We start from the raw sequence: 24,714 nt of genomic DNA on the forward strand, positions 1-24,714 counted from the left end.
AATTATTCGTCTCTAAGTGCTACAATAGGTCTAATTTTGGCTGCTCTGTAAGCCGGAACAAATCCTGCCAAAGCTCCTGCAACCACCAAAACAATTAAAGTTGAGATTGCCACTGTAAAATCAACTTGTGGATTCACAAAATATTCACTTTGAGCATGAGGCCCGATTAATTCTAAAAGTGCCAATCCAGTTAGTAACCCAATGAAACCAGAAATAGTTGTTATAAATATTGATTCATGCAAAATCATTATTATAATTGAAATTGGCGATGCACCCAGCGCTTTTCGAATACCAATCTCCTTGGTTCTCTCTTTAACAATAATCATCATAATATTACTTACACCAACAACTCCTGCAATAATGGTACATATCCCAACCCACCAAAAAAACAAACGGATATAAAGATTCAAATCATAAAATTTCTTGGCTTCAACAACAGAATTAAAAATTGAAACTGCACTTTCATCAGTAGGAGCAACACCGTTTTTACCTCTCAACAATGCTCCTAAATCTTTTTTGAATTTTTCAGACTCCGCTACAGCTTCTTCATAACTATCTTTCTTTTTCAGCGTATAAGACATATTACTTATTTTGTCCCCCAATCCATAAACCTGTTGTGCAGTACTTAAAGGCAGGAATACTCTCGATTCCTCTCTTTCTCCACCTGGATCTGTAAAAACACCAACTACTTTAAAATTGATATTATTCACTACAATTTGTTCTCCAATAGGACTCTTTTCTTTGAATAAATCCAATTTAACTTTTTGACCAATCACAGCGACTTTTTCATTGTGAATCAAATCATTTGCATTAATAGACCTACCTTTAACAATAGTTACATTTTCCATTGCTAAACCATCGGGGTTTACTCCGCGGTATTGATAGCTTCCTGATTCTTTACCATATACAATACTCACTCCCCATGCTCTGTAAATGGATGCATTTTTATCAAATTGCTCTCCAAATTTTTGAACTGAAATATCGTAATCATTATTTCTAAATTGTATTTGCCTTCCTGGATTTAGTCCCTTGTAGGCAATTGTAGTTGCCCCTGACCAAACTTCAATTATCCCAGCAGCATCATGTTCAAATTGCTTTTCAATTCCATTCTGCAAGCCTTTGCCAACCCCAAGAAGAATTACCAGAATAAAGATACCAGAAGCCACAGAGACTCCCGTGAGGAAAGTTCTCAGTTTATTTTTGGCTATGGCCTCAAATATTTCTTGCCAACGTTCTATATTAAACATAAGAAGAAGCTCTAACTTGTTCTACCATTTTATCGTCAATAATTAATCCGTCTTTTAGAACGACATTTCTTTTGCACATAGCCGCAATATCAGGCTCGTGTGTAACTATCAAAATAGTTTTCCCTTCATCGTTGATTCCCTGTATCAACTCCATTACTTCATAAGAAGTCAATGTATCTAATGCTCCTGTAGGCTCATCCGCCAATAAAACTTTTGGATTTGAGGCCAAAGCTCTCGCAATTGCTACACGCTGTTTTTGTCCTCCAGAAAGTTCACTTGGCAAATGATGTGAATGAGTAGCGAGACCTACTTTCTCTAAATATCTCATAGCAATCTCATTGCGTTCTTTCCTTTTTATCCCTTGATAATACAAAGGCAAAGCCACATTATCCAAAGCACTTTTATAATTAATCAAGTTGAAAGATTGAAAAACAAAACCAAGAAATTGGTTTCGATATTTTGAAGCAATAGTTTCATTTAATTTTTTGATGGGTACATTATCCAATGTATAAAGTCCCGAATCTGCCTCATCAAGTATGCCTAAAATATTCAATAACGTAGATTTTCCAGATCCTGACGATCCCATAATAGCAACCAATTCACCTTCTTTTATATTGAAATTAATTCCTTTTAAGACATGCAATTCAGTATGCCCCATTTTGTATGATTTATGTAAGTCTTTAATTTCAATCATGATTGCATATATTTTAAAATCAATTTATCTTTTAAAAAATCAACAAGAAAAAAGTTTCTACTCATCAATTCAATACATAAGACTTATTTCCGACAAAAATGTTACAGTTACATTTAAAAAAATATATTTGTTTAGTTAAATTTGCTATCAAAAATAACATAACAAATGCTAAAATCTTTCTCATGCCTAATTATTTTAACAGTAATCACATCATTAACAACGAGTTGTTCTTCTACATCTCAAAAAATTGAAGCTCTAAAACCTGAGCCAGATGACGCTGTACCGCTGAGCTATACAAGTACTCCCTCATTTATCAATCTACCTGTAAGCATTAAACTAAAAGACATTGAAAACCAAACTAATACTTTACTAAATGGCTTAATTTATGAAGACAATAAGATCGAAGATGATAATATTGAAATTAAAATCTGGAAACAAGCCCCAATAACCATCACAAATGATCACGGCAAAGAAGGCGAAAAAATAAAAACTGTTTTACCATTAAAAGTTTGGGTAAAATACCGAATCGGAACAAAAACCATGGGGGTTGACTTATACAAAAATCAGGAATTCAATCTGAACGGAGTAGTCACATTATTAAGTAGCGTAAATTTAAACAATTGGAAACTTAGTTCTAAAACAAATCTAAAATCTCTTGATTGGGTTGAAAGTCCATCAATGACCGTTTTTGGAAAAAACATGCCTGTTACCTATCTTATAAACCCAGCAGTAAGCCTTTTTAAATCACAAATCGAAAAAAGCATTGATGCTGCTATAGAAAATTCTATGGATTTCAAACCGAATGTTATGGATGCGATTTCTAAAATATCTACACCGTTTGAAATGAGTCAGGAATATAAAAGCTGGCTTAGAATTGTACCGTTAGAAGTGTATTCTACAAATGCCAAACTTAAAAACGATTCCTTTTTACTCAATATGGGCATGAAATGCAACATGGAAACTTTGATCGGAAAAAAACCTGATTCTAAATTTGATAAAAATAAAATCGTTCTAAAAGCAGTTGATAAAATCCCAGAACAAATAGCTGCCAATATAGCAGCAGTATCTACTTATCAAGAGGCTTCACAAGTAATGACAAAAAATTTTGTTGGACAGGAATTTGGATCAGGAAGCAAAAAAGTTAAAGTTCAAAATGTAGTTATTTGGCACAAAGAGGGCAAAATAGTAATTGCTTTAGACCTTTTGGGAGCAGTAAACGGAACCGTTTATTTGAATGGAATTCCACAATACAACGACACAACAAAAGAAATATATTTTGACAAACTAGACTATGTATTAGATACTAAAAGCAGATTAATGAGAACTGCAAATTGGCTGGCTCAAGGAATTATTTTAAAAAAAATGCAGGAAAGTTGCCGTTATTCTATCAAGCAAAATTTAGATGAAGCGAAACAAAGCATGGCAGCTTACTTAAAAAATTATTCCCCTATGCCTGGTGTTTTTATAAATGGAAAAATGGATGACATTCAGTTTCAAAAAGTAGAACTAACGAATCAAGCCATTATTGCTTTTATCCAAGTCAATGGAATAATAAACGTTTCAATTGATGGACTAAAATAAATTAGTCTTTTCAACTTTAGAATAAATAAAAAAGTCAACTTCATATTATTTGAAGTTGACTTTTTTCTATTGAATAATAACCTTACTTAAGATTTTTTCTTTTTCATTCTATAAATATAATACCCAAGTGCACCAACAAGTACATAAGGTATGACCATCAAATAAACAATTCCATCATTTATTGCTTCGGCTTTAACTTTATTATCCTCTCCATTTAAAGCTGCACGGCACATAGCGCATTGTGCATTTGCATATAGATTAAAAACAAGAAGAAAGAAACAAGAAACAAAACGCATCCAAAAAGCAGCTTTCGCCTTTTGACTTTTGACTTTTGACTTAATTAGCATAATACGGCGAAATCATTAAATACACAATCACTCCGGTTACTGCAACATACAACCAAATTGGAAAAGTAATTTTTGCAATTCTTTTATGCTTATCAAATTTACTTGCCAACGCACGAACATAGGTTATCAAAACTAATGGTATGATTGCAATGGACAAAACGATGTGTGTCAACAAAATAAAGTAATACACTCCTTTCATAATTCCTTCACCACCATATTTAGTTGAATCAGCTGTCATGTGATATGCCACATACATTGCCAAAAAAGCAACCGAGCATCCAATAGCCATCTTCATTAACAATTCATGACGCTTTCTATTCCCATTTTTAATCGCAATAACTGCCGAAACCAATAGCACTGCAGTTATTCCATTTATAGTTGCGTAAACTGGCGGCAAAAACGATAATGGAGCTACATTAAATCCAAAATCTTTTAACTTCACTTTAAAAAGAACTGCTACTACAACTGGAATAGCAATTGATAACAACACAATCCATTTATTATATTTTTGTTCTACAGTATTATTTTCCATTACTTTAAATCTACTTTTATTTATTCTTTCAACAAAGCTTGAATATCTTGCTGAATTTCTCTAACTCCTTTTTTTTCAAGTCCATCATAATATATAACTGGATTGCCGTAATCATCTTTTCTACATCTGATATTCCCTTTTTTATCAATCAAAGCAAAAAGTCCTGAATGTTCAAAACCACCTTGAATTTTACTATTTTCACCAACATAAATATTGAATCCCTTGTTAGATAAATTATAGATATAGTCTTTATCTCCTGTTAAGAAATTCCAATTAGCAGATTTTGCACCTAATAATTCTGCATGTTCCTTTAAAACTGCTGGTGTATCATGTGCCGGATCTATCGTAATAGAGGCAATACCAAAATTTGGGTTTCCAAAAAAAGTATTTTGCAACGTTACCATATTGGCATTCATTTTAGGACAAATAGATGGACAAGTCGCAAAGAAAAATTCTAAAACATAGACTTTACCCTTATAAAAGTCATTAGAAATTTTCACGTTGTTTTGATTAGTAAGTTCAAATCTTGGAGCAGGCCCAATTTTAACTAGTTTTTCATCTACTTCTTTAGACGTATTTACTTTATCCAAACGATCTCCTTGAACAACACTATTATTTTGTACTCTTTCAACAATTTTTGGAATAGCATATATTCCAAAAACTAGAATTACAAAAGAAATTCCTATATATGATTTATTTTTTAACATCTAATTCTTTTGTTGCGTTATGATTCTTTTTTAAAGCTGCACGATATTCGTAAAGAATAACCTTAAAATCGTCAAGCATTTCATTACTTAAATCAGCTGGATGAAATGTACTATAACCTTCTTTATAGCCCTTCTTTTCTTTTCTACCTCTTAAGTTTCTCTCTTTATCTACAATATAAACATTAGGAGTTCCCAAATCAGTATCTAAAGCACCTTTTAATTGTAATTGACTATAGTATGTCTTAATTTCTTCAGGAGTAGTAAAAACAAAATGCCATTGACTAACATCTGTAAAAGCCCCCAAAGCATCAACCACAATTTTAACATCCTTTTCGGTTCCTAAAGGAGCCATCACAACAAACTGCAGGTCCTTAAAATCATGATATCGCTGATAAATTTTTTCATTCAAGTTGAAATAATTACCTCTGTTTTTAAGAATTTCAGTACCAGAAAAACCAAGAATTGTAATTTTATGGTCCAAACTTACTTTTTCGCCATTTAGAGACTTCCATTCTCCAAAATCTGGAATTTTTGGCGTGATTACTGGCAATTTTGTAAAGCTATTAATCCCCGAAGCAAAAAACAAATACGCTACGATAGGCAATACAAACAACACAAAAAGAACAATATTTTTTTTCATTTAAATTATAAAATTTATTGTATTAAAATAAAAAAAGGCATCCGTTACAACGGACACCTTTTATATTGAATTAATATCTAGTTAAAAATTCCATTTAATCGTAGAACTTTTAAAAACCTCAAATATATAATCTCCTTCCGTTAATAAAATAAAAAGCAAATAACAAACTAAGAAAACTAAAGGATAAACAACTGCATTTCTTAATGATTTTTTTTCACCTTCCATATGCATGAAAGCCCATACAATATAATAAGCTTTAACTAATGTTAATATGATAAACAACCAGTTTAACAAACTCATTGTTAAAAAATTGTGCATATATAAAGCATCTGGTCTAATGATACCAAAAGCAACTTCAACAGTTGTAATTACAGACAATATAGCAAATACAGTCCAAATTCTTTTTGTATTAGAAACGTGTTCGTGTGACATAATAATAAATCTAAAATTAAACTAAATAGAAGAATGTGAATACAAATACCCAAACTAAATCAACAAAGTGCCAATATAAACCCACTTTTTCAACCATTTCGTAACTACCTCTTTTTTCATAAGTTCCTAAAAGAACATTAAAGAAAATGATGATATTAATTACTATACCTGAAAATACGTGGAATCCGTGGAAACCTGTGATAAAGAAAAAGAAATCAGCAAATAGCTTACTTCCATATTCATTATGAGTTAAGTTAGCACCTTCAATAACTAATTTAGCCTGATTCAAACGAACTTGAGATTCTTCTCTTGAAAGAACAATTTTTTCTTTGTTCTTGTTTAGAGATTCAATTCTAATCAAAACTTCAGGATGTGCTTTAAAACCAGCTTGAACTTCGGCTACTGTATAGCTTGCGATAGCAGATTCTTCCATGAACCATTTCCCTTTAGCTCTGGATAAGTGCTCTCTTTCTACAGGAAGTTTTGCTGCAAATTCTTCTAAAGCAACACGGTGTCCTTCTTTATCAACAAACTGTAGTAAACTACCACCTGTTGTTTCTACTGCACCATATTCTCCTTTGATAAAGTTTTTCCATTCCCAAGCTTGAGAACCAACGAAAATCATACCTCCGATAATGGTTAAAAACATATAAAGGGCTACTTTATCTTTTTTCATTTGATGACCTGCATCAACAGCCAAAACCATTGTTACAGATGAAAAAATCAAAATAAAAGTCATTAATGCCACATAATACATCGGTGCAGAAACACCATGTAAAAATGGAAAGTGTGTAAACACTTCATCAGCCAATGGCCAAGTTCCAATAAATTTAAATCTAGAAAATCCGTAGGCTGCTAAAAATCCAGAGAACGTTAAGGCATCTGATACGATAAAAAACCACATCATTAATTTACCATAACTTGCTCCCATTGGCTCATTCCCGCCTCCCCAAGTTTTTTCACTATTTGCAGTAGTAACTGTCGCTTCCATAAAAGTTATTCGTTAAAAAGTTCCCAAATTTACGTTTTTTTCTTATTTAAAGAAATATAAAAATAAAAATAAATAAACCCACAAGAAATCAAGAAAGTGCCAGTACATCGCACCTAGTTCTATTCCAAGAGTTTGAGTTGAATTATATTTTTGTTTAAAATGATTATAAATAATAATTAACAATGATATCATACCACCTGCTAAGTGTAACAAATGTACAATTACTACAATATACAAAAATGTAGTAGTAATAGAACTAGCACTACCAGTAAAATAATACCCGTTTTCTACTATCTGTCCAAAGCCAACAAATTGTAATACTACAAACAAAATCCCCAAAGCTAGCGTAGCTAAAAGCAAAGTAGTAGTTCTACTTTTATAGTCTTTTTGAATGGCTTTTTTAGCCAAATGAAAAGTAATACTGCATCCTAAAATAGCAAGAGTACTAAAATAAAAAGCGGAGGGTAATTGAAAATTCTTTAACCAATCTGCTCTTGATTGACTTACCACATACGCACTCGTGAGACCAGCAAACATCATCGTCATGCTCACCATTGCAAACAACAAAATCAATTTATACGATCTTGCCGTTCTTGATTTATAATCTTCGGCTGTCATTGTAACTTCCATATTTATCTTAAAAATTTATCTACTATATACACTAATTGTAACAACGTAATATACGAAACACTAACCAACATTAATGTTCGTGCAGCTTTTGCTGTTTTTATCTGATACAAACGTACTGAATAAAATAATACCCAAAGTCCAAGTAACAATACTAAAACAGCAGCTATTGGAGAAAGAAACAAATGTCTGGTACGACCTAATGCAGGCAATAATGACGCAATTATTAACCAAACACTGTATAAAATAATTTGCAGTGAAGTCCCTTTATCTTTCTTACCAGTAGGTAACATGAAGAAACCTGCTTTTTCATAATCCTCATATAAAAACCAACCAATTGCCCAAAAATGTGGGAATTGCCAAAAAAATTGAATTAAAAACAAAGTTCCAGCTTCGATACCAAACTCACCAGTAGCAGCTACCCAACCTAACATAAAAGGGATCGCACCAGGAAAAGCACCAACAAAAACTGAAAGTGGTGTAAGCGTTTTTAGTGGTGTATAAATACTGGTATATAAAAAAATAGAAATGGCACCAAACATGGCCGATTTTGAGTTTATAGTATACAACAAAGCTATACCAAAAATAGTAAGCAAACTTGCCACAACTAGAGCCAAACGCGGAGACATTCTTCCAGAAGCTACAGGACGATTTTTGGTTCGATCCATCAAAGCATCTAAGTCTTTTTCTATTACCTGATTGTAAGCATTCGAAGCACCAACCATACAATATCCACCTATAGCAAGTTTCAGCAAAACAAACCAACTAAAAGGATGCGTGTCATCAAAACCAAGAACATAACCCGCAATAGAAGAAAAAACAACACTAATAGCCAGTCCAGCCTTTGTAATTGCTTTAAAATCAAAATAAATAGATTTGAACGAAGTGGGATTAGATGTTGTACTCAATGCAGATAAAATTGGTATATTTTTTGAAAACTGGTGCAAATATACAAAGTAAGATTCAAAAACAGTCTATGAATTAAACATTTGAAATAACTGTTAACCCGTTGGGTGTAATTATTTGAAATAAAAAAGAGACATTAGATATTGTTCAAGATACTGAAATTCAGTATCTTGATGTCGCCAAACAAAACAATATCTATGTCAAATATAGTAAAAAATTATCTAAGAGTTTTAGAAGTTATAAGTTCTTTGAATTGTGAATTAGAGTTCAAATCTGATGTTGGGAGAAAACAAAAAATGACTGATTTAGAGATTGTTGCACTGAGTTTAACTGCTGAATTTATGTCTATTGACAGTGAAAATGCTCTTTTCAAACAGATAAATTCTAATGATATTTTAAATCTTATCGATAGAAGTCAGTTTAATAAAAGGCGAAGAAAGTTGTTTTTATTTTTAGAAGAAGTTAGAACTAAATTAGCTTCTTTTTTTCTTGAATTTGAGAACTATTATATTGTAGATAGTATGCCGTTAGAGATATGTAAATTTTCTCGACACAATAGGGTTAAAATCTGTAAAGATGAATTTGAAACGGCTCCTTCAAAAGGATTTTGCGCCTCTCAAAACAATTGGTTTTATGGATATAAACTTCATGGTGTTTGCTCAATCGCTGGAATTTTTCATTCTTTAGATATTACAAAGGCAGAAGTCCATGATGTTCATTTTTTAAAAAACATAAAACAACAAATGTCTGATTGTGTGGTTCTTGGTGATAGAGGATATCTATCTGAAACAATCCAATTGGATTTATTCCAAACCGTAAATGTCAAATTAGAAACTCCAAAAAGAAGTAATCAAAAAAACTATAAGCCACAATCTTATATTTTTAGAAAATCAAGAAAAAGAATAGAGACATTGTTCTCGCAATTATGTGACCAATTTTTAATTCGAAGAAATTATGCCAAAACTTTTGAAGGTTTTAAAACAAGAATTTTAGCGAAAATAACAGCTCTAACTTTGGTTCAATATATCAATAAATTCATCTTTGATAGACCTATAAATAATATTAAAAATCAAATAATTTAATTACACCCAACGGGTTAACTGTTATTTTTTTAATCGGTTTTTACGGCACAATTATCAAAAACAAAGTTCAAATATTAAGTTTTTCAAGCAAGAACATGAGAGATTTTTAATAAACAAGATTCCCTCTTCCCTATATCTTAACTATTAAAAAAAGGATCTTATTTATTTCCAATCAAAATCAGATTAAAAGCAAAACATTCAACACAAAAAACACTAATAATCGAAATACCAATTAAACACATCAGATCTAAAACCAACAGTAAACCAAGTTGTTTGTTCTTTAAAAACTGTAGCCGTATTTGTTGTTGGGTCAAAATTTCTAAATAAAAAATTACCGAAAAATTTAAAATTAGTAGCTGGATTTACCAAATAACCTACTTGAACTTCTGAAATAAAAACACTTGTTTTATTTCCCTGACCAACTTTAACTCCTTTATCATAAGGTCTATTTTCATCATAATCTTTATAGATATTTTGTCCGTAGTTAAAACCATTATCAGCTGTATCAAAATCTAAGCCTCGAGTCCCAATAGTAAACTTAGTATTGGCATAAAATCGATCCTTATTATAATACCCCAATAAAACCAACTCCTGAAAATTACCTCCCCATTGATGTCCCAAACTTTGATTGTTATGCGCATAATTGGTTATTGGCTCACTATGTGAATACACGTAAGGACGCACATGATTAAACTCTAATTGCAATGTCAAATTATCAACATTAAAAGCCTTGTAATATTTCGCTCCTAATTGGTAACCCAATTTATTTTTCCAACTACCATCACCAGCCGCAACATCACTAGTAGAAAACTCATCTATAAGAAGCTGCCCATAAAGATTGACCTGATTGTTCCATTTATATTTATAAGTCAAACCTAAAAGAGCATTACCACTTTTGGAAGAAGAAGAAAACTCAACAGCACGGTAAAACACAACTGGATTCACAAAATTCGCATCAAAACCTCTTCCATTGGTATTGGTCCAAATAACTGACTCAAAAAAACCTAGATTCAATCTATTAGATACATTCCAACTCAAATAATGATTTACAGCGTACTTTGTAGCATACGTCTTATCAATTGTAACGTCGGGACGTACATCCTTTAACCACATATAATCTACAGTATATTTAATTTTCCAAAAATTAGCATTAATCTTAAAAAACGGATATGGACTAGCTCCATCACTTAAAAACAAAGAGCGATATCCGTCACCAATAAAGTTTTTACCATAACCCAATTGCAAATCTAAAAATTTGGCAGCATTATAGGTTATATTAGCATCTGCCAAAGGAAAATCATAGGCATCTGTTTTATATTGTTTAGCAATACCAATTCCAGGAACAATAGCAGGATTCCCTCCAGAAGGTTTTATGGTGTTAGCATAATCATTATAATAATCCGCAAAACGACCTTGACTTTCATAGAAAGTTGTAGTGAAATTTAAACGAGACCCAAGTCCTCCTTTAAAATTAAGAGCTCTTGTGTTTACATAGGTATAATCCGTTTTACTCGGATTAGAAATCCCGCCCTGAACATTAAATAAAAAATTTAAAGCAAACCAATATCCTTCACCTTGAATTTCGACTAAATTTTCATTCCAAGTTTTTCTCCCCCACCAACTAGTTTTATTCTTCATCAAACTAGCGTTCACTTTTTGAAAATTATAATATTTTTCAACCTCAGTATAAGTATAAGGTTTTGAAGCGGTATGATTATTACTGCCAACTTGATTCATTGCACCATCAAATTGCGCATAATAACTATGAGAAAAAGGAATACTTAAATGACTTGTGAATTGAGGATTATCAAATCGCTTATAAACAATACTATCTAATTCTGTCAAACCATCATTGACATTAATATTTTCCTTTTTTATTTTTGCTGCAGTAGCAATTTCTTCTGGAGATAATAATGGAATTGCAATGTTTAAATTAAATTTGGAATAGGTTGGATTTCCATTGTAAGTTGGCGGATCAATTGTTGGAAAATTACCAAAAACTCTTTTCGTCTCAGCTATTAACTCTTCATTATTTGAATTCACGAATAATATTTTGAACTTTCCAGTAATATCTACTTCAAAAAGCACCTTTATATTTCCTTTATACTGACTTTGTGTTAGTTTTTCAGGTACTTGAAAATTATGATAAACCAACTGTTGTACTTCGTTATAAAAACAATTTTCTAAATCTTGTCTTTCTAAATTTTTACAACTTAAAAAAACAGGAAATCGTTCATCCAAGGATTCGGACTGTTTATTATCTGGGGTTTGTGCATTTGAAACAAATGCAGAAAAAACTAAAAGAAAAATGAGGGCTTTTTTAATCATTTTATTTAATGTCAAATCAATATCTTGAAGAGGTTTCTTCTCCGTTTACAATAGCTTTCGCTCCTGAAGTCCCTATTCGTTGGACCCCAAGTTCAATCATTTCCAATGCTTCTTTATAAGTTCGAACTCCTCCAGCAGCTTTTACAGGAAGTGGCGAGGCATTTTGAAGCATAATTTTAATAGAAGCCACAGTAGCTCCATTTGGCAAATTATTCTCCGTTTTATAAAATCCTGTTGATGATTTTATAAAAACAGAACTATAAGTATCTGCTTTAAAATTTAGAACCACCACATTTTTAATCAATGTAGTTAGTTCAGCAATTTGCACATCATTGAGTGCTGCCACTTCAATAATCCATTTTACTATTTTATTATTATCCAGTCCTAGTTGAGTGCCTTTTAAAATTTCATTTTTAACCAAGTCAACATCACCAGATTTGAAAGCTTCATAATTACAAACATAATCCAACTCATCAGCACCATTTTGAATACATTCAAGAGCTTCATCTAACTTTTTAACGATAGAAGATGTTCCTTCTGGAAAATCAATAACGGTTCCAATTGTAACTTTTGAATTAGCCTCAACAATCATTTTTTTTGCTAAAGAAACTCGGTCTGGGCGAATCATTATCAATTTAAAACCTTCTTCTATAGCTTCTTGAATAAAAAACTGAGCTACAACTTGGTTTTCGCTTTCATCTAAGCTGGCTTGACTATTTGTTTTCAAATAGGTAGAATCCAAATATTTTCTAATATCCATTGTCATTGTCACAATTTGAGAATTTAAAAACGTAAAATTACAGTATTCGAATGAAATGACATCTAACAAGTAGCAATAGAAACAAAAAACCCACCGAAGTGGGTCCTTATTTTTTTTATAGTGTATTAAATATATTGTATTTTATACAAATTGAAGTAACCAAAACAGCCAATCCTGCTCCAGTTAAATTAGCTACAACATCCAAAACATCTGCATGCCTTGTTGTAGTTACTAATTCTTGCAATATCTCTATACCTATTCCAAACAAGAATGAAAACACAAATGATATCAATAAAGGTTTGAATATATTATTAAATTTTAACTGCTTTCTAAAAAACAAAAACCAAACAAAAGTAAGCACAAAATGAAAAAAAGAATGAATACACTTATCTAGATTTGGAATATTTATGACTGGTATATCACTTGATTTTATTAAACAAAAATAAGTCACAATCCCAGTCCACAATAAAGCAATTAAAAAAAGAAAATATTTAGGCACCGATAAGCTCTTTATAAGCTTCACTTGAAAGCAATTCTTCAATTTCTGAAGGATTAGATATTTTTATTTTAATCATCCACCCATCACCGTAAGGATCAGCATTTACACTTTCTGGAGTACTCTCTAAAGTATCATTAAAAGCGATAATTTCTCCAGATAATGGAAGAAATAAATCAGATACAGTTTTTACAGCTTCCACAGTACCGAAAACTTCATCTTTATCTAAAGTTTGATCCAATGTTTCTACCTCAACATATACAATATCTCCTAATTCTTTTTGTGCAAAATGCGTAATTCCAACGGTAGCAATATCCCCTTCAAGACTAACCCATTCGTGATCTTTTGTGTACTTTAAATTTGCTGGTATGCTCATAAAATGATAATTGATAATTAATAATTATTTTTTGCACAAATGTAACAATCTTATGTACAATTATGCTTTAGATTTTCAAAAAATTAATTTCCAAAATTATATCGGAAAGTAAATCCTGAGCTAATATTCGTTAAAGGAAATGAAGTCGAAATAACGGGCTTAGAAAAAGAGTGATTGTAATAAAAAATTATCGTCAGGTTTTTACTTAAAGAATAATCAGCAGTAGTATTCAAGGTCCATATATTTTGGCCTCCACCTAGTTGATTATTATCATAATCTAAATACCTCACAATAGTTTGATTATCTCTATACGTCAAATCGGCTTTTATATTAATATCACTTTTTATAATACCTGTTGGATTATCGGCAAGTTTTGATGAAAAAGTAACATCTTTTATTCTATATCCTAATCCAACTACGTACTCAATTCCATGTACTTCCGTCAATAAATTATTATCAAAACTCATAGATAAAGCTCTGTCTTTATTTATCTGAGTTAATACTTTAAAAGAGTTTTTTAATTCAAAATCTACACGCACAAGCGGATTAAATTGTTCAACCAAAGTCACGTTTGACATAATAATCGGACTATAAAAATTACCGCTATCATCCTTACCACCTGGCTTTTCCGTATAATTAAAGTTCGATCTAAATGAATTAACTGTATATGAGGCCCTATAATTTTGCTGCAAAGAAAATCGCTTGAAGGTCTTTTTGAAAAATTCATAACGCATTAATCCATTGTATTTAATTGCCCAATTGGGAACTGGGAAACTTTTAAATATATCAAAAGAAACATTACTAGCACTGCTTCCTGAATAAGCTGCTAAAAACGAAGGTAATAAAACCGCCTGACTTGAACTCGAATACCCAAGAGGGAAGCCTTTGGCATCAAGATTAACTGGATTAGTAATATCAATTCCTTTTTCTACTGCAAGTCTATTTGCAACAATAAGTCTATTTTCCCTAAACTTATCAAAAGCAGAAGATCTAGTCTCATTACTAGTTGAAAATGAAGTTCCAATTAGTACCGTCGAAATCGAAAATATACCATAAGTATAAGGTGATCTAGAATTATATAGACCATTTGATGAAACGTCATATTGTTCTGAAAAATTTTCAGAATAGGAACGATCCGCTAACAAATCAATTTTAAGATCAGGAATTAATTCCAAATTAACAGACCCTTTAAATATTTGATTTTTAACCGTTGTATAGTTTTGATTAAATTCTTGATACGAGGTTAACCAACCATTTTTGGCAGCCTCAAATCGTACGTCACTCTGACTACCAAAAACAAATCCTAAAGTTGGTTTTGCAGATCCAAAAAAACCAACACCTGGTGTATACCCTGGTAAAACAGTTCCTTGGTTTTCAGTAAATGTTAGCTGAACAGTTTTTATACTTGTTAAAATTCCTTTTAAACCGTCAACAAATTGATTTTGGTTAATCTTTTTTAATGGATCTGTTCTCACAACCTTTTCGCCTGGTTTTGGAGGAGCAACAGGCTTAGGTTTACTATTCGTTGAACCTTTTCCAATGCCTATATATTTATATAGGGTTTCCATATTGAAGGTCGTATTAAAAATACTTGATTTAGCATTTTGTACTGTATTCCCTAAATTATAAGACACTCCGCCAACAAGAACTTCACTCAAAGCCTCTGAAGATTTTTGCCAACTAAAATCTCCAGTATAAGAATAATTCGCCTTGATAAAACCTAAAACAGGGATTTTATTAAATGGAATTTCATAATTTAAAACAAATTGCTGCATGTGGAAATTAGGTGTTCCCGTATCTAAGTAACCATCCCAAATAGTTATATTATCAATAGGATCATTAAACTCATCCAAGTAGTTTTTTACTAAATTCCTTGAAGCCGCAGTATAATTTATTTTTAAGGATTTCGTTAAATTAAAGTTAAATCCGTATTGGTAATTAAACCCAAAGTTTCTTCTGTATAAAGGTTCAAAACCAATACCAATATCCTCAACTTGTCTAAATTGTTGTTCATTACTTTGTCTAACTACGTTGGTACTAAAAGTAATATTAGAAGGCAAATAATTAAAATTAAGATCGCTTAAAAACTTCCAATAAGAACTTTTCTTCATGAACTTAGTTTTTTGAAAAGGTTCTACTGGTTTTGGCTGAAATGCAAAAGCATAATCCAATGTTGTTCTGGATTGCTGATCAATATTTTTTTCTACTTCAAAATCATGGCGCTGCACCTCATTATAATATTGCGAAAAAGTAAAATTTTCAACATCATAAGGCATCGGTTTCTTCGTTGGACTTCGATCTTTTCGCACACCTATTAAATTGATACTTTTGCGTTTGGTATAATCCATGGCTTGATTCAATTTAGCTTTTCTTTCAGATTCAGAATCAGCATCATCCAAAACTTGCTTTAACTTAATATCTTCATAAAACGGATCATATTCTGGCTTAATGATTTCTTCTCCTACTGAATAATTAAATGGTAAATTGACACCCCATTTCTTAGGCAGAAATCTCCCCAAATTAATATTGGTTACCACATTATACTGTTGAATATCTTCTCTACTTCTTTCATTTGGACCTTGTTCGATTGTTCCAAAACCAAAATTCTTTATATTACCAGTAAATGATACCGTAGCTAAATCTGCAAAATTAGTATCTACATTTAACAAAGCCGCAATCCCTCCTTTATTGTCCATATCTGCTAAACGAAGCTCATTGAACCAAACCTCACCCTTAATATCTTGATGGGGTTCATTACTTTTAAGTCCAAGCATAATATTTCGAATCATACCTAAATTTGGATTTCCTTTTATTCCTAAATGCAATTTAGTATCCCCATCTGCATTTACATCCCCTTCTATATCATCCAAATAATAAATTCCGTCTGCGGGCAAAGGTTTTTGTATGTCTCTTTTTAAATATTTTAGTTTTAAATTCGTCAATAACTCTAGGGACAAATCTATTTCATTGTCTGATGGCCAAACTAAATCAGCACTAATTGGAGGACAATTTTTATCACCAGAAGAAGAAGCAGTTGTTACTTTTAAAGGGATTTCTATTTGATAAAAATCCGTAGAATAATCGGCTCCGATACGCAAAAAAGCAATCATTTGATCATCTTTTAATGCTATTTCATCCGGTAAAGATTCGGCGTGTAAAAACATTTTCAGTTTTTTATACTGACGCATATCTACATTAAAATTTTTGAAGGCGCCACGACTACTTTCTGAAGACTTAGTTTCCAATGGTCTTAAACCACCCCCGGAAATTCTCATTGACAAGGATTGCTCATCCTGATTGATAACTGTATTATTATTGTACAATTGTTCTCTTTGAACACTTGGAGGACTTACATAATTGATAGGACATCTACTAGAATTTTCTTCAATATTAACCGAAGATGTTTCAAAAACAACTGCATCATCAGCAACATTTGTATCATCAGTATCCAATGAATTTGCATAACGTCGCCATTCTCCACGTATTAAATCTAAAGCACCAAAACGCATGGTAACCTGATCGGTAAAGTTGGTCATGAACATTCTCATAAACCTAATGGATCTGAAATCTGAAATTTCACCAATAGTATTTTGTGGTTGAGAAATAGGAATTTTAAACTGAAGCCATCTTGCTTCCGTTGAAGAACCGTTTGGCAAAGTAACTACCGTATTACGCACATCCGAAATATAGTTTTGACCGACCTGCATTTCTGGTTTTATATCAATACTATATTCATAATAAGCATTAATAGTATTCATGGTATTATCCCTATTTACATCTTCAACATCTGGAAGTGTTGAAGAACCCCTGTTAGGAGAATCGATATTAACTGTAGAGTTATTTTCTAAACCATTATAGTTTTTATATCGATCCAAAATATCTCCCGTAGTATTAAGATAATACAGATAATCATCCCCAGCAGGATCAGGATCAGATCCATAATTATTATATACTTTAGCTTCATCTTTTGACGCAAGTCCATCTAAACCAATATCCTGATTAGTACGATTACCCTCATTATTATCAAATGCATAAATTAATGATTGTGATGCTGGTGCATTACCCCAAACTGGCGGTGGGCTTACTAAAACTTGATCCGATCCAAAACCATTTTCGTATACTTTTCTATTATCTTTCAAAACATCTTCTGAGATTTCTCCAAGATTGAAATAAATTTTACCTGAATTAGTGTTTGATGTCTTCCCCGTTCCTACATAAGGATCCATAACCCAAAATTGAATATACTCTACGTTGCTTTGCTCAAAATTTGTTGAACTTAATGATCTAACAATCCCTCCAAAATTCCCACTAGGCGTATCCGAAACATTTAAATTATTGTTATATGGACCACGCTCTTTTGGATAATAGCTCAAATCCAAAGTGCTTACAACAAGAGATTGTCCTTGAACAATATCTGTTAAAGGATATAACTCTTCACTATAAACCCTTCTTGTTGCATTCGTAGACAAATCATCATTAGAAATTCCTGATGGTTTTGAAGTATAAAAAACTGGATCAATAGAATACCAAGATAATTTCGCTCTTTTAAAACCATAGTCCAACTTGTCTAAGGCACCATTAAAATCATAAGCAGGTGGTTTCGCAGCTCCTTCAGTGGTTGGTGTAGAAGACAAACTCCACGCATAAGGTGAACGCAAATCTATTGATGATTGGGAGCTTTCAAAATCATCAACATAAATAGTAGATTCTCCTTGAAACTTATCACCATCAGAAGCATTGGGCATTAAATAAGCAAACTCTCCGCTTACTGAAATCGCAGAAGGAACATCTGTATCGATATTTGGCAACTTATTAACTAAACGAGTAAAAAATGGAACTTGTGAAGAGAAATTACCATGTAATCCAAAGATACTATTATTAACCGATTCTTGTCCATAACTTGATTTTTGAGTAAATGGTTTTTCTTTCATATTCAAGAAAGTAGCTCCAACCATAAAATTTTCAGAGATTAGATGATCTACATTCACCCCAAAAAATCTTCTGGTTTGTTGACCAAACACTGAGTTATTTTCTAATGAAATTTCAATTGGTGTACTTGATGCTTGCAAAGAAGGATCTAGAATTTGGAGTTTACCTAATTGATAATTGACACTATAATCTACCCCTTCGACCAAAACTCTACCCGCTGCAGTAACTTTTACCGAACCAATAGGAACATTGAAAGCACCAATAGAAATCCCCTCCCCACCAACTGCTTTATATTTTCCGCGTAAAAGAAATTTATTTAACTCTGGGTACTGGATTGCCTTTGCCTGCGTACCATTGTACATGTAAGGATTTACATATTTTTTTTGATTATCATTATATGTTGCCACATTATTATAATCCTCTGTAGGATCATCAGTTTTCAACTTATTAAATATCAATTCTCCAAAAGGTTCCTTGGTGGTAAAAATCAATCTTCCATTTTGAGTATCAACAGTCATTCCTGGAATGAAATCAAAAAAACCATCTCCTCCAGTTTGTGGATCATTATTATAATTCAACTTATCTACGTTAAGAACTCTTAACAAAGTGGTGTTTTCAACTGTGTTTTCAGGTGATGGATTTGGTGGAAATGTAGTTCCAAGAACAGGAGTTATATAATTTAATGGTGATGGATTTTTATATAATATATTCAATCTAAAATCATCTTGAATAAGTTGATATGCTCCCTGAATTTGATAAACATTTTTCATCATCAAATTCCAAACTGGATCATTCACATCTGTTAAACTACTTTTTAACATTTTTAAAATTAAAGTTTGAGAAATAACCGTTTTATTAGACGGCTGATCCCCACCAACAACAGTTGCTTCAACCCCATCATTTCCAAACTCTCCAACTTGATAGACTTTGTCTCCAATAGAATACTGATACGCTACAGCCAAAATCTCATCATTCCCCAATTTTTGTTGCAGGGAAATATACCCTAATTGAGTATTAAAACTATATTCATTAGGCAATAACTTTCTGGCATTTTCTAATTTTGAATAATCTTGTCCTTCAACAACGTTAGTACCACCAGGTATTGTAAATCCAGAACTAGCCGTTACGATTTCCCTAATTCCTTCATTCAAATACCCCCCATTAATCTTAATTAAAGCTGGATCATATTTGTTGTTTTTATTATCTGAAGGATACGATTTCTTTTGACCTGATTGGTCAACAAAAAAATCTGGCGGAATAGGGTTTAATACAACTACCTCATTTTGCTTACCAATTATTGGATTTCCTGCTGAGTCTGCTAGCTCGCCTTCACCTAAATCTTGTAATGCAATAATATTTCTTAAATTATTACTAGTTGTATTTACCCTATTTTGCTTATTAGTAATCCAAACTTCCAACCTTGTGATTTGAACTCTTGAATCAATAAAAGGGTAGTTTTTTAAAGAGGAATCATATTTATCTCTAAAATATTGCGACAAGAAAAAGTGCCTGTCACTATCATAATCTAAACCATACATTTCAAATTCCTGTACAGTACCGCCACCTTGTGCAGTCACACTTTTGGCTTGTGATTTTTGTTCGGAGAAAACTCCTGTCACGGTAGTTTTACCAAATTGTAATTCGGTTTTTACTCCAAATAAACTTTGAGCACCTTGAATCAAGGTACTATTTAAAGGCATACTTACATTTCCAACTTCAATTTTTCGAACAATATCATCCTCGGCTGGAGTATATTCTAATTTCAATAAATTTTGAAAAGCAAAAGTAGACTGAGTATCAAAATTAGCATTAACCTGAAGTCTAGTCCCAACTTTTCCAAGTAAACTCATACTTATTCGTTGATTAAAATCGAATGAAGTATTGGTACGATTTCGAGGTGAAAATGCTGGATTATCTTGTTTAGTATACAACAATCCTAGATCTATTTCAATAGACCCTGTAGGTTTTACATCTATAGTATTACTTCCAAAAATAGATTCAAAAAGCCCAGATTTTATATAATATCGAGGTAATAAATCTTTTTTGGCAGCATCACTTCCTGTTTTATTTCCATCAATAGCGTCTAATTTTTTACCAAAATATTGATTCATTGATTCTTTTAACATCAATTTTTCATACTCAGCAGGAGTTAAAAATATTGGATAATTGATATTAAAATCGTCTATTGAACTATTATAAACATAAGTATCAGTAACTGGATCATAGGTATAGGCAGACAATATGCTTTGAGGATTTGCTAATTGAACCTCACCAACATCATATCCTTTTTTTATAGTATCTTGAACAGCCTCTTGTACTTGAGCCTGAGACACAAAGCCACAAAAAAATACCAGCAAAAAAATGTAGATCTTATGCATATCGATTAGGCTTGTAAATAACCTCTTATAAATTTTTTAAAGCTTTTTTGATTATAGTTTCCACAGTAGCCTCTGGATCCTCTTTAATAATTTTTTCAATAATTTTTTCTGAAGTTTTCCTAACAAAACCAAGAACTTCTAGAGCAGATAACGCTTCATCTTTATTTGTATTGCTCAGTGAGATTGAAACTTCATCTAAATCGTATAACTTTAACACTTTTTCCTTTAAATCAATAATTACTCTTTGTGCTGTTTTAGTACCGATTCCTTTTATTTTCTGAATAGTTACAACATCTCCGGAGGCAATTGCATTAATAATCTGTTTAGGTTCCAAAGAGGAAAGCATGGTACGAGCAATACCGGCACCAATACCAGATACCGACAATAACATTTTAAAAATCTCTCTTTCAGATTTTTCAACAAAACCAAACAAAACATGCGCATCTTCTTTTATTTGAAGATATGTAAAGAGTTTTATAAAATCAGTATTAGGTAATAAAGAATAAGTGTGCAAAGAAATATTTACATGATAACCAACACCACTACAGTCGATCACGACTTCTGTAGGGTTTTTTTCAACTAATTTTCCTTGCAAATGTGCTATCATAAAATATATTATATGGTCAAATATAAGAAAATTTGAGATTATACAGACAAATGAATAGCTAATATTGGACTACACTTTTTAGATATAAACCAACTCACTACATTTTCAATCTTACAATCTCAAATTTTAATCTTTTGGGTATTTTACTTTTACTTTATTTCAATCTCATACTTTTTTCTTGGGCATCGATAACTGCAATTGCAGCCATATTTACCATTTCTTCAACACTGGCACCCAATTGAACAACATGAACAGGATGCTTCATTCCCATCATAATTGGCCCTATTGACCCCACTTTATTCAATTCTTTCAATAATTTATAGGTAATATTAGCCGATTCAAGATTTGGAAAAACCATAGTATTCACTTTCTTTCCTGCCAATTTTGAAAAAGGGAATTTAGTTGCTAACATATCTTGATTCAAAGCAAAATCAGCCTGAACTTCACCATCAACAATTATTTCAGGATGATTTTTGTGTAGATACGCAACAGCTTCTTTCACTTTTTCTGCACTTACACTTGATGAAGAACCAAAGTTAGAATAAGAAACCATAGCAATAACAGGTTCCATTCCAAACATTTTTACAGTATTAGCAGTCATAACAGCAATTTTAGCTAACTCTTCCGCTGTTGGGTTTATATTTATTGCAGTATCTGATAAAAACATTGGCCCTCTGCTAGTCATCATAATATTAGTAGTTGCAACTAATGAAGCGTTAGGCGCTTTTCCAATTATTTGCAACAATGGTTTTACGACAGAAGGATAGCTTCTAGAATATCCAGAAATCAACCCATCAGCTTCTCCTGTATTAACCATCATAGCAGCAAAATAGTTTCGCTCTCTCATGAACTTCTCAGCATCATAAAACGAAACACCATTTCTTTTTCTAGACTCCCAAAAAGCAGTAGCATATCGGGTTCTTCTTTCTTTTTCTTCGTCAAGTTTTGGGTCAACAATTTGGACATCTGCATCAAAACCCAATTCTTCTTTTAATTCTAATATAATTTCTTTGTCCCCTAATAAAATAGGAAATCCAATACCTTCTTCATGAACAATCTGAGCAGCTTTTAAAACATCTAATTGTTCAGCTTCAGCAAAAACAATTATTTTAGGATCTGTTTTGGCTCTATTAGTAATCAAACGAATCATTTTGTTATCGTTACCCAAACGATCCAATAATTCTTCTTTATACTTATCCCAATCTGTTATTGGATTCAATGCAACACCCGAATCCATTGCTGCTTTTGCAACCGCTGGAGCCACCTCTGATATCAACCTTGGATCAAAAGGTTTTGGTATAATATATTCTCTTCCAAAAACTAATTTTGTAGCACCATAGGCAATATTCACTTGTTCTGGCACATTTTCTTTAGCAAGTGCAGCAAGTGCTTTTACGGCAGCCATTTTCATTGCCTCATTTATCTTTGTAGCACGAACATCTAACGCTCCTCTAAAAATGTATGGAAATCCAAGTACATTATTCACTTGATTAGGATGATCCGAACGTCCAGTTGCCATTATTACATCCTTACGAGTTTCAATAGCAAGATTGTAGGCGATTTCGGGATCAGGATTGGCCATGGCAAAAACAATAGGATTATCGGCCATTCCCAGCAACATTTGCGGAGTCATAATATTTCCAGTTGATAATCCTAAGAAAATATCAGCCCCTTTTAATGCTTCTTCAAGACCAATAGAAGCACCATCAATAGCGTATTTTTGCTGTAAATCAGACAAAGTAGGATTGTCTTTAGTCAAAAGACCTTTACTGTTGAACATTAAGATATTCTCTCTTTTTACACCCAATAAAACATATAAATCAGCACATGCAATAGCCGCAGATCCAGCACCTGAAACAACCATTTTTACATCTTCAGCTTTTTTATCAGCTAACTCTAATGCATTGATTAAAGCTGCTGAAGATATAATAGCCGTTCCATGCTGATCATCGTGCATTACAGGAATATTAAGTTCTTCAACTAATCTGCGTTCAATTTCAAATGATTCTGGTGCTTTGATATCTTCTAAATTGATTCCTCCAAATGTTGGTGCAATATTTTTTACTGTCTGAATAAATTCCTCAACATCTTTGGTTCCAATCTCTATATCAAATACATCAATATCAGAAAATATTTTAAATAAAAGACCCTTTCCTTCCATTACAGGTTTTGAAGCTTCTGGTCCAATATCACCAAGACCTAAAACGGCAGTACCATTTGTAATTACAGCAACCAAATTACCTTTTGCTGTATATTTATAGACATTATTGATATCTTTTGCAATTTCCAAACATGGCTCTGCAACACCTGGCGAATAGGCCAAAGACAAATCTCTTTGTGTTGCATATTTTTTGGTAGGAACTACTTGTATTTTTCCTGGAGTTGGCTCAGAGTGATATAATAATGCTTCTTTTCTTTTACTATTATTGTCCATTTATATTTTTATTTTCAAAGAACAAAGATAAGCCACTTGCTTTAAAACAGAAGCTTTTATCCTATTCTTTTATTTATTTTCGGTTAATTTATAACTAAAAAAAATAGCTACACCTAATGTAGCTATCTAATAAAATTATTCAATCAACTGTTACTGTGAAATATAGGAATCCAGATGTTTAATTGTTTCTTTTTGGATTTCAATTATAGCTTTTACCACATCCCCAATAGAGATAAGTCCAATTATCACTTCATTTTCAATCACAGGTAAATGTCTAATTCTTCTACCGCTCATTAATTCCATACAATATTCCAAATTATCTGAAGGTTTAACGGTTACTACATCACTCTCCATAATTTCACTTACTGGTGTTTTTTTGGAAGACTTATCTTTTAAAACAATTTTTCTAGCATAATCTCTCTCCGATAAAATCCCTTTTAAAACTCCATTCTCAATTACAAGGATAGCACCTATATTTTTTTCTCCCATAACTCTTAAAGCTTCGAATACAGTAAAAGTCGAAACAATAGAAAAAACTTCTGCTCCTTTTGTTCTTAATATTTGATTTACAGTCATAATAGATAAATTTTAGAAAGCTAAATTTAAAAAAAAAAGACATA

The 24,714-nt window shown here is 32.0% G+C and carries 20 protein-coding genes; 2 read left to right on the forward strand and 18 right to left on the reverse strand.

Features of this window, described 5'->3' with window-relative positions; all coding sequences use genetic code 11:
- Nucleotides 1-2: 2 nt before the first annotated feature.
- Both CLU82_RS06175 and CLU82_RS06180 read right to left on the reverse strand, forming a co-directional pair.
- Nucleotides 3-1,247 carry an ABC transporter permease gene (locus CLU82_RS06175; RefSeq protein WP_100842263.1) on the reverse strand — a complete coding sequence of 415 codons (1,245 nt, stop codon included), beginning with the start codon at nt 1,245-1,247 and terminating at the stop codon, nt 3-5.
- A complete protein-coding gene (locus CLU82_RS06180; protein ID WP_100842264.1) occupies nt 1,240-1,941 on the reverse strand; it encodes an ABC transporter ATP-binding protein in 702 nt (233 codons plus the stop codon). Before CLU82_RS06180 ends, CLU82_RS06175 begins: the two co-directional genes overlap by 8 nt.
- Nucleotides 1,942-2,106: 165 nt before the next feature.
- On the opposite strand from CLU82_RS06180, the gene CLU82_RS06185 reads away from it, so the two are divergent.
- Nucleotides 2,107-3,522, forward strand: a complete 1,416-nt coding sequence (locus CLU82_RS06185) for a DUF4403 family protein (RefSeq protein WP_100842265.1) — start codon at nt 2,107-2,109, stop codon at nt 3,520-3,522.
- A gap of 86 nt (nt 3,523-3,608) precedes the next feature.
- Here CLU82_RS06185 and CLU82_RS06190 read toward each other — a convergent pair whose 3' ends face one another.
- The 8 genes from CLU82_RS06190 to cyoE all read right to left on the reverse strand — a co-directional run bounded on the left by CLU82_RS06190 (nt 3,609) and on the right by cyoE (nt 8,718).
- Complete coding sequence (locus CLU82_RS06190) at nt 3,609-3,869, reverse strand: hypothetical protein (protein WP_369828988.1); 261 nt, start codon at nt 3,867-3,869, stop codon at nt 3,609-3,611.
- Nucleotides 3,859-4,401 carry a DUF420 domain-containing protein gene (locus CLU82_RS06195; RefSeq protein WP_100842266.1) on the reverse strand — a complete coding sequence of 181 codons (543 nt, stop codon included), beginning with the start codon at nt 4,399-4,401 and terminating at the stop codon, nt 3,859-3,861. Before CLU82_RS06195 ends, CLU82_RS06190 begins: the two co-directional genes overlap by 11 nt.
- Nucleotides 4,402-4,421: 20 nt before the next feature.
- On the reverse strand, nt 4,422-5,108 hold the full coding sequence (locus CLU82_RS06200; RefSeq protein WP_100842267.1) for an SCO family protein: 687 nt from the start codon (nt 5,106-5,108) through the stop codon (nt 4,422-4,424).
- Nucleotides 5,095-5,748, reverse strand: coding sequence for a hypothetical protein (locus CLU82_RS06205; RefSeq protein ID WP_100842268.1), 654 nt, complete (start codon nt 5,746-5,748; stop codon nt 5,095-5,097). The genes CLU82_RS06200 and CLU82_RS06205 overlap by 14 nt, the downstream gene beginning before the upstream one ends.
- Nucleotides 5,749-5,829: 81 nt before the next feature.
- Nucleotides 5,830-6,180, reverse strand: a complete 351-nt coding sequence (locus tag CLU82_RS06210) for a cytochrome C oxidase subunit IV family protein (RefSeq protein WP_100842269.1) — start codon at nt 6,178-6,180, stop codon at nt 5,830-5,832.
- 16 nt (nt 6,181-6,196) lie between these two features.
- A complete protein-coding gene (locus tag CLU82_RS06215) occupies nt 6,197-7,171 on the reverse strand; it encodes a cytochrome c oxidase subunit 3 (RefSeq protein ID WP_100842270.1) in 975 nt (324 codons plus the stop codon).
- A 42-nt stretch (nt 7,172-7,213) separates the two neighbouring features.
- The gene (locus CLU82_RS06220) at nt 7,214-7,801 is read right to left on the reverse strand and encodes a cytochrome c oxidase subunit 3 (RefSeq protein ID WP_100842271.1); all 588 of its coding nucleotides are present in this window, start codon (nt 7,799-7,801) and stop codon (nt 7,214-7,216) included.
- Between the two features lie 2 nt (nt 7,802-7,803).
- A complete protein-coding gene (gene cyoE / locus CLU82_RS06225; RefSeq protein ID WP_100844954.1) occupies nt 7,804-8,718 on the reverse strand; it encodes a heme o synthase in 915 nt (304 codons plus the stop codon).
- A gap of 234 nt (nt 8,719-8,952) precedes the next feature.
- On the opposite strand from cyoE, the gene CLU82_RS06230 reads away from it, so the two are divergent.
- Nucleotides 8,953-9,786: an IS982 family transposase gene (locus CLU82_RS06230; RefSeq protein ID WP_198520255.1), complete on the forward strand. Its 834-nt coding sequence runs from the start codon at nt 8,953-8,955 to the stop codon at nt 9,784-9,786.
- Between the two features lie 213 nt (nt 9,787-9,999).
- Here the strand turns inward: CLU82_RS06230 and CLU82_RS06235 are convergent, their stop codons facing one another.
- The 8 genes from CLU82_RS06235 to CLU82_RS06270 all read right to left on the reverse strand — a co-directional run bounded on the left by CLU82_RS06235 (nt 10,000) and on the right by CLU82_RS06270 (nt 24,670).
- Entirely contained in the window at nt 10,000-12,114 is a 2,115-nt protein-coding gene (locus tag CLU82_RS06235; RefSeq protein WP_100842272.1) for a gliding motility protein RemB, read from the reverse strand.
- 16 nt (nt 12,115-12,130) lie between these two features.
- Entirely contained in the window at nt 12,131-12,874 is a 744-nt protein-coding gene (deoC, locus tag CLU82_RS06240; RefSeq protein ID WP_100844955.1) for a deoxyribose-phosphate aldolase, read from the reverse strand.
- Between the two features lie 115 nt (nt 12,875-12,989).
- Nucleotides 12,990-13,397 carry a VanZ family protein gene (locus CLU82_RS20985; RefSeq protein ID WP_369828989.1) on the reverse strand — a complete coding sequence of 136 codons (408 nt, stop codon included), beginning with the start codon at nt 13,395-13,397 and terminating at the stop codon, nt 12,990-12,992.
- Nucleotides 13,366-13,746: a glycine cleavage system protein GcvH gene (gene gcvH / locus CLU82_RS06250; RefSeq protein ID WP_100842274.1), complete on the reverse strand. Its 381-nt coding sequence runs from the start codon at nt 13,744-13,746 to the stop codon at nt 13,366-13,368. Before gcvH ends, CLU82_RS20985 begins: the two co-directional genes overlap by 32 nt.
- An 83-nt stretch (nt 13,747-13,829) precedes the next feature.
- Complete coding sequence (gene sprA, locus CLU82_RS06255; protein WP_100842275.1) at nt 13,830-21,053, reverse strand: cell surface protein SprA; 7,224 nt, start codon at nt 21,051-21,053, stop codon at nt 13,830-13,832.
- A 25-nt stretch (nt 21,054-21,078) separates the two neighbouring features.
- Nucleotides 21,079-21,660, reverse strand: a complete 582-nt coding sequence (gene ruvA, locus CLU82_RS06260) for a Holliday junction branch migration protein RuvA (protein WP_100842276.1) — start codon at nt 21,658-21,660, stop codon at nt 21,079-21,081.
- 154 nt (nt 21,661-21,814) lie between these two features.
- A complete protein-coding gene (locus CLU82_RS06265; RefSeq protein WP_100842277.1) occupies nt 21,815-24,094 on the reverse strand; it encodes an NADP-dependent malic enzyme in 2,280 nt (759 codons plus the stop codon).
- A 150-nt stretch (nt 24,095-24,244) separates the two neighbouring features.
- On the reverse strand, nt 24,245-24,670 hold the full coding sequence (locus CLU82_RS06270) for a CBS domain-containing protein (RefSeq protein ID WP_100842278.1): 426 nt from the start codon (nt 24,668-24,670) through the stop codon (nt 24,245-24,247).
- Nucleotides 24,671-24,714: the final 44 nt, after the last annotated feature.

The sequence above is a fragment of the Flavobacterium sp. 5 genome (assembly GCF_002813295.1).
Classification (GTDB): Bacteria; Bacteroidota; Bacteroidia; order Flavobacteriales; family Flavobacteriaceae; genus Flavobacterium.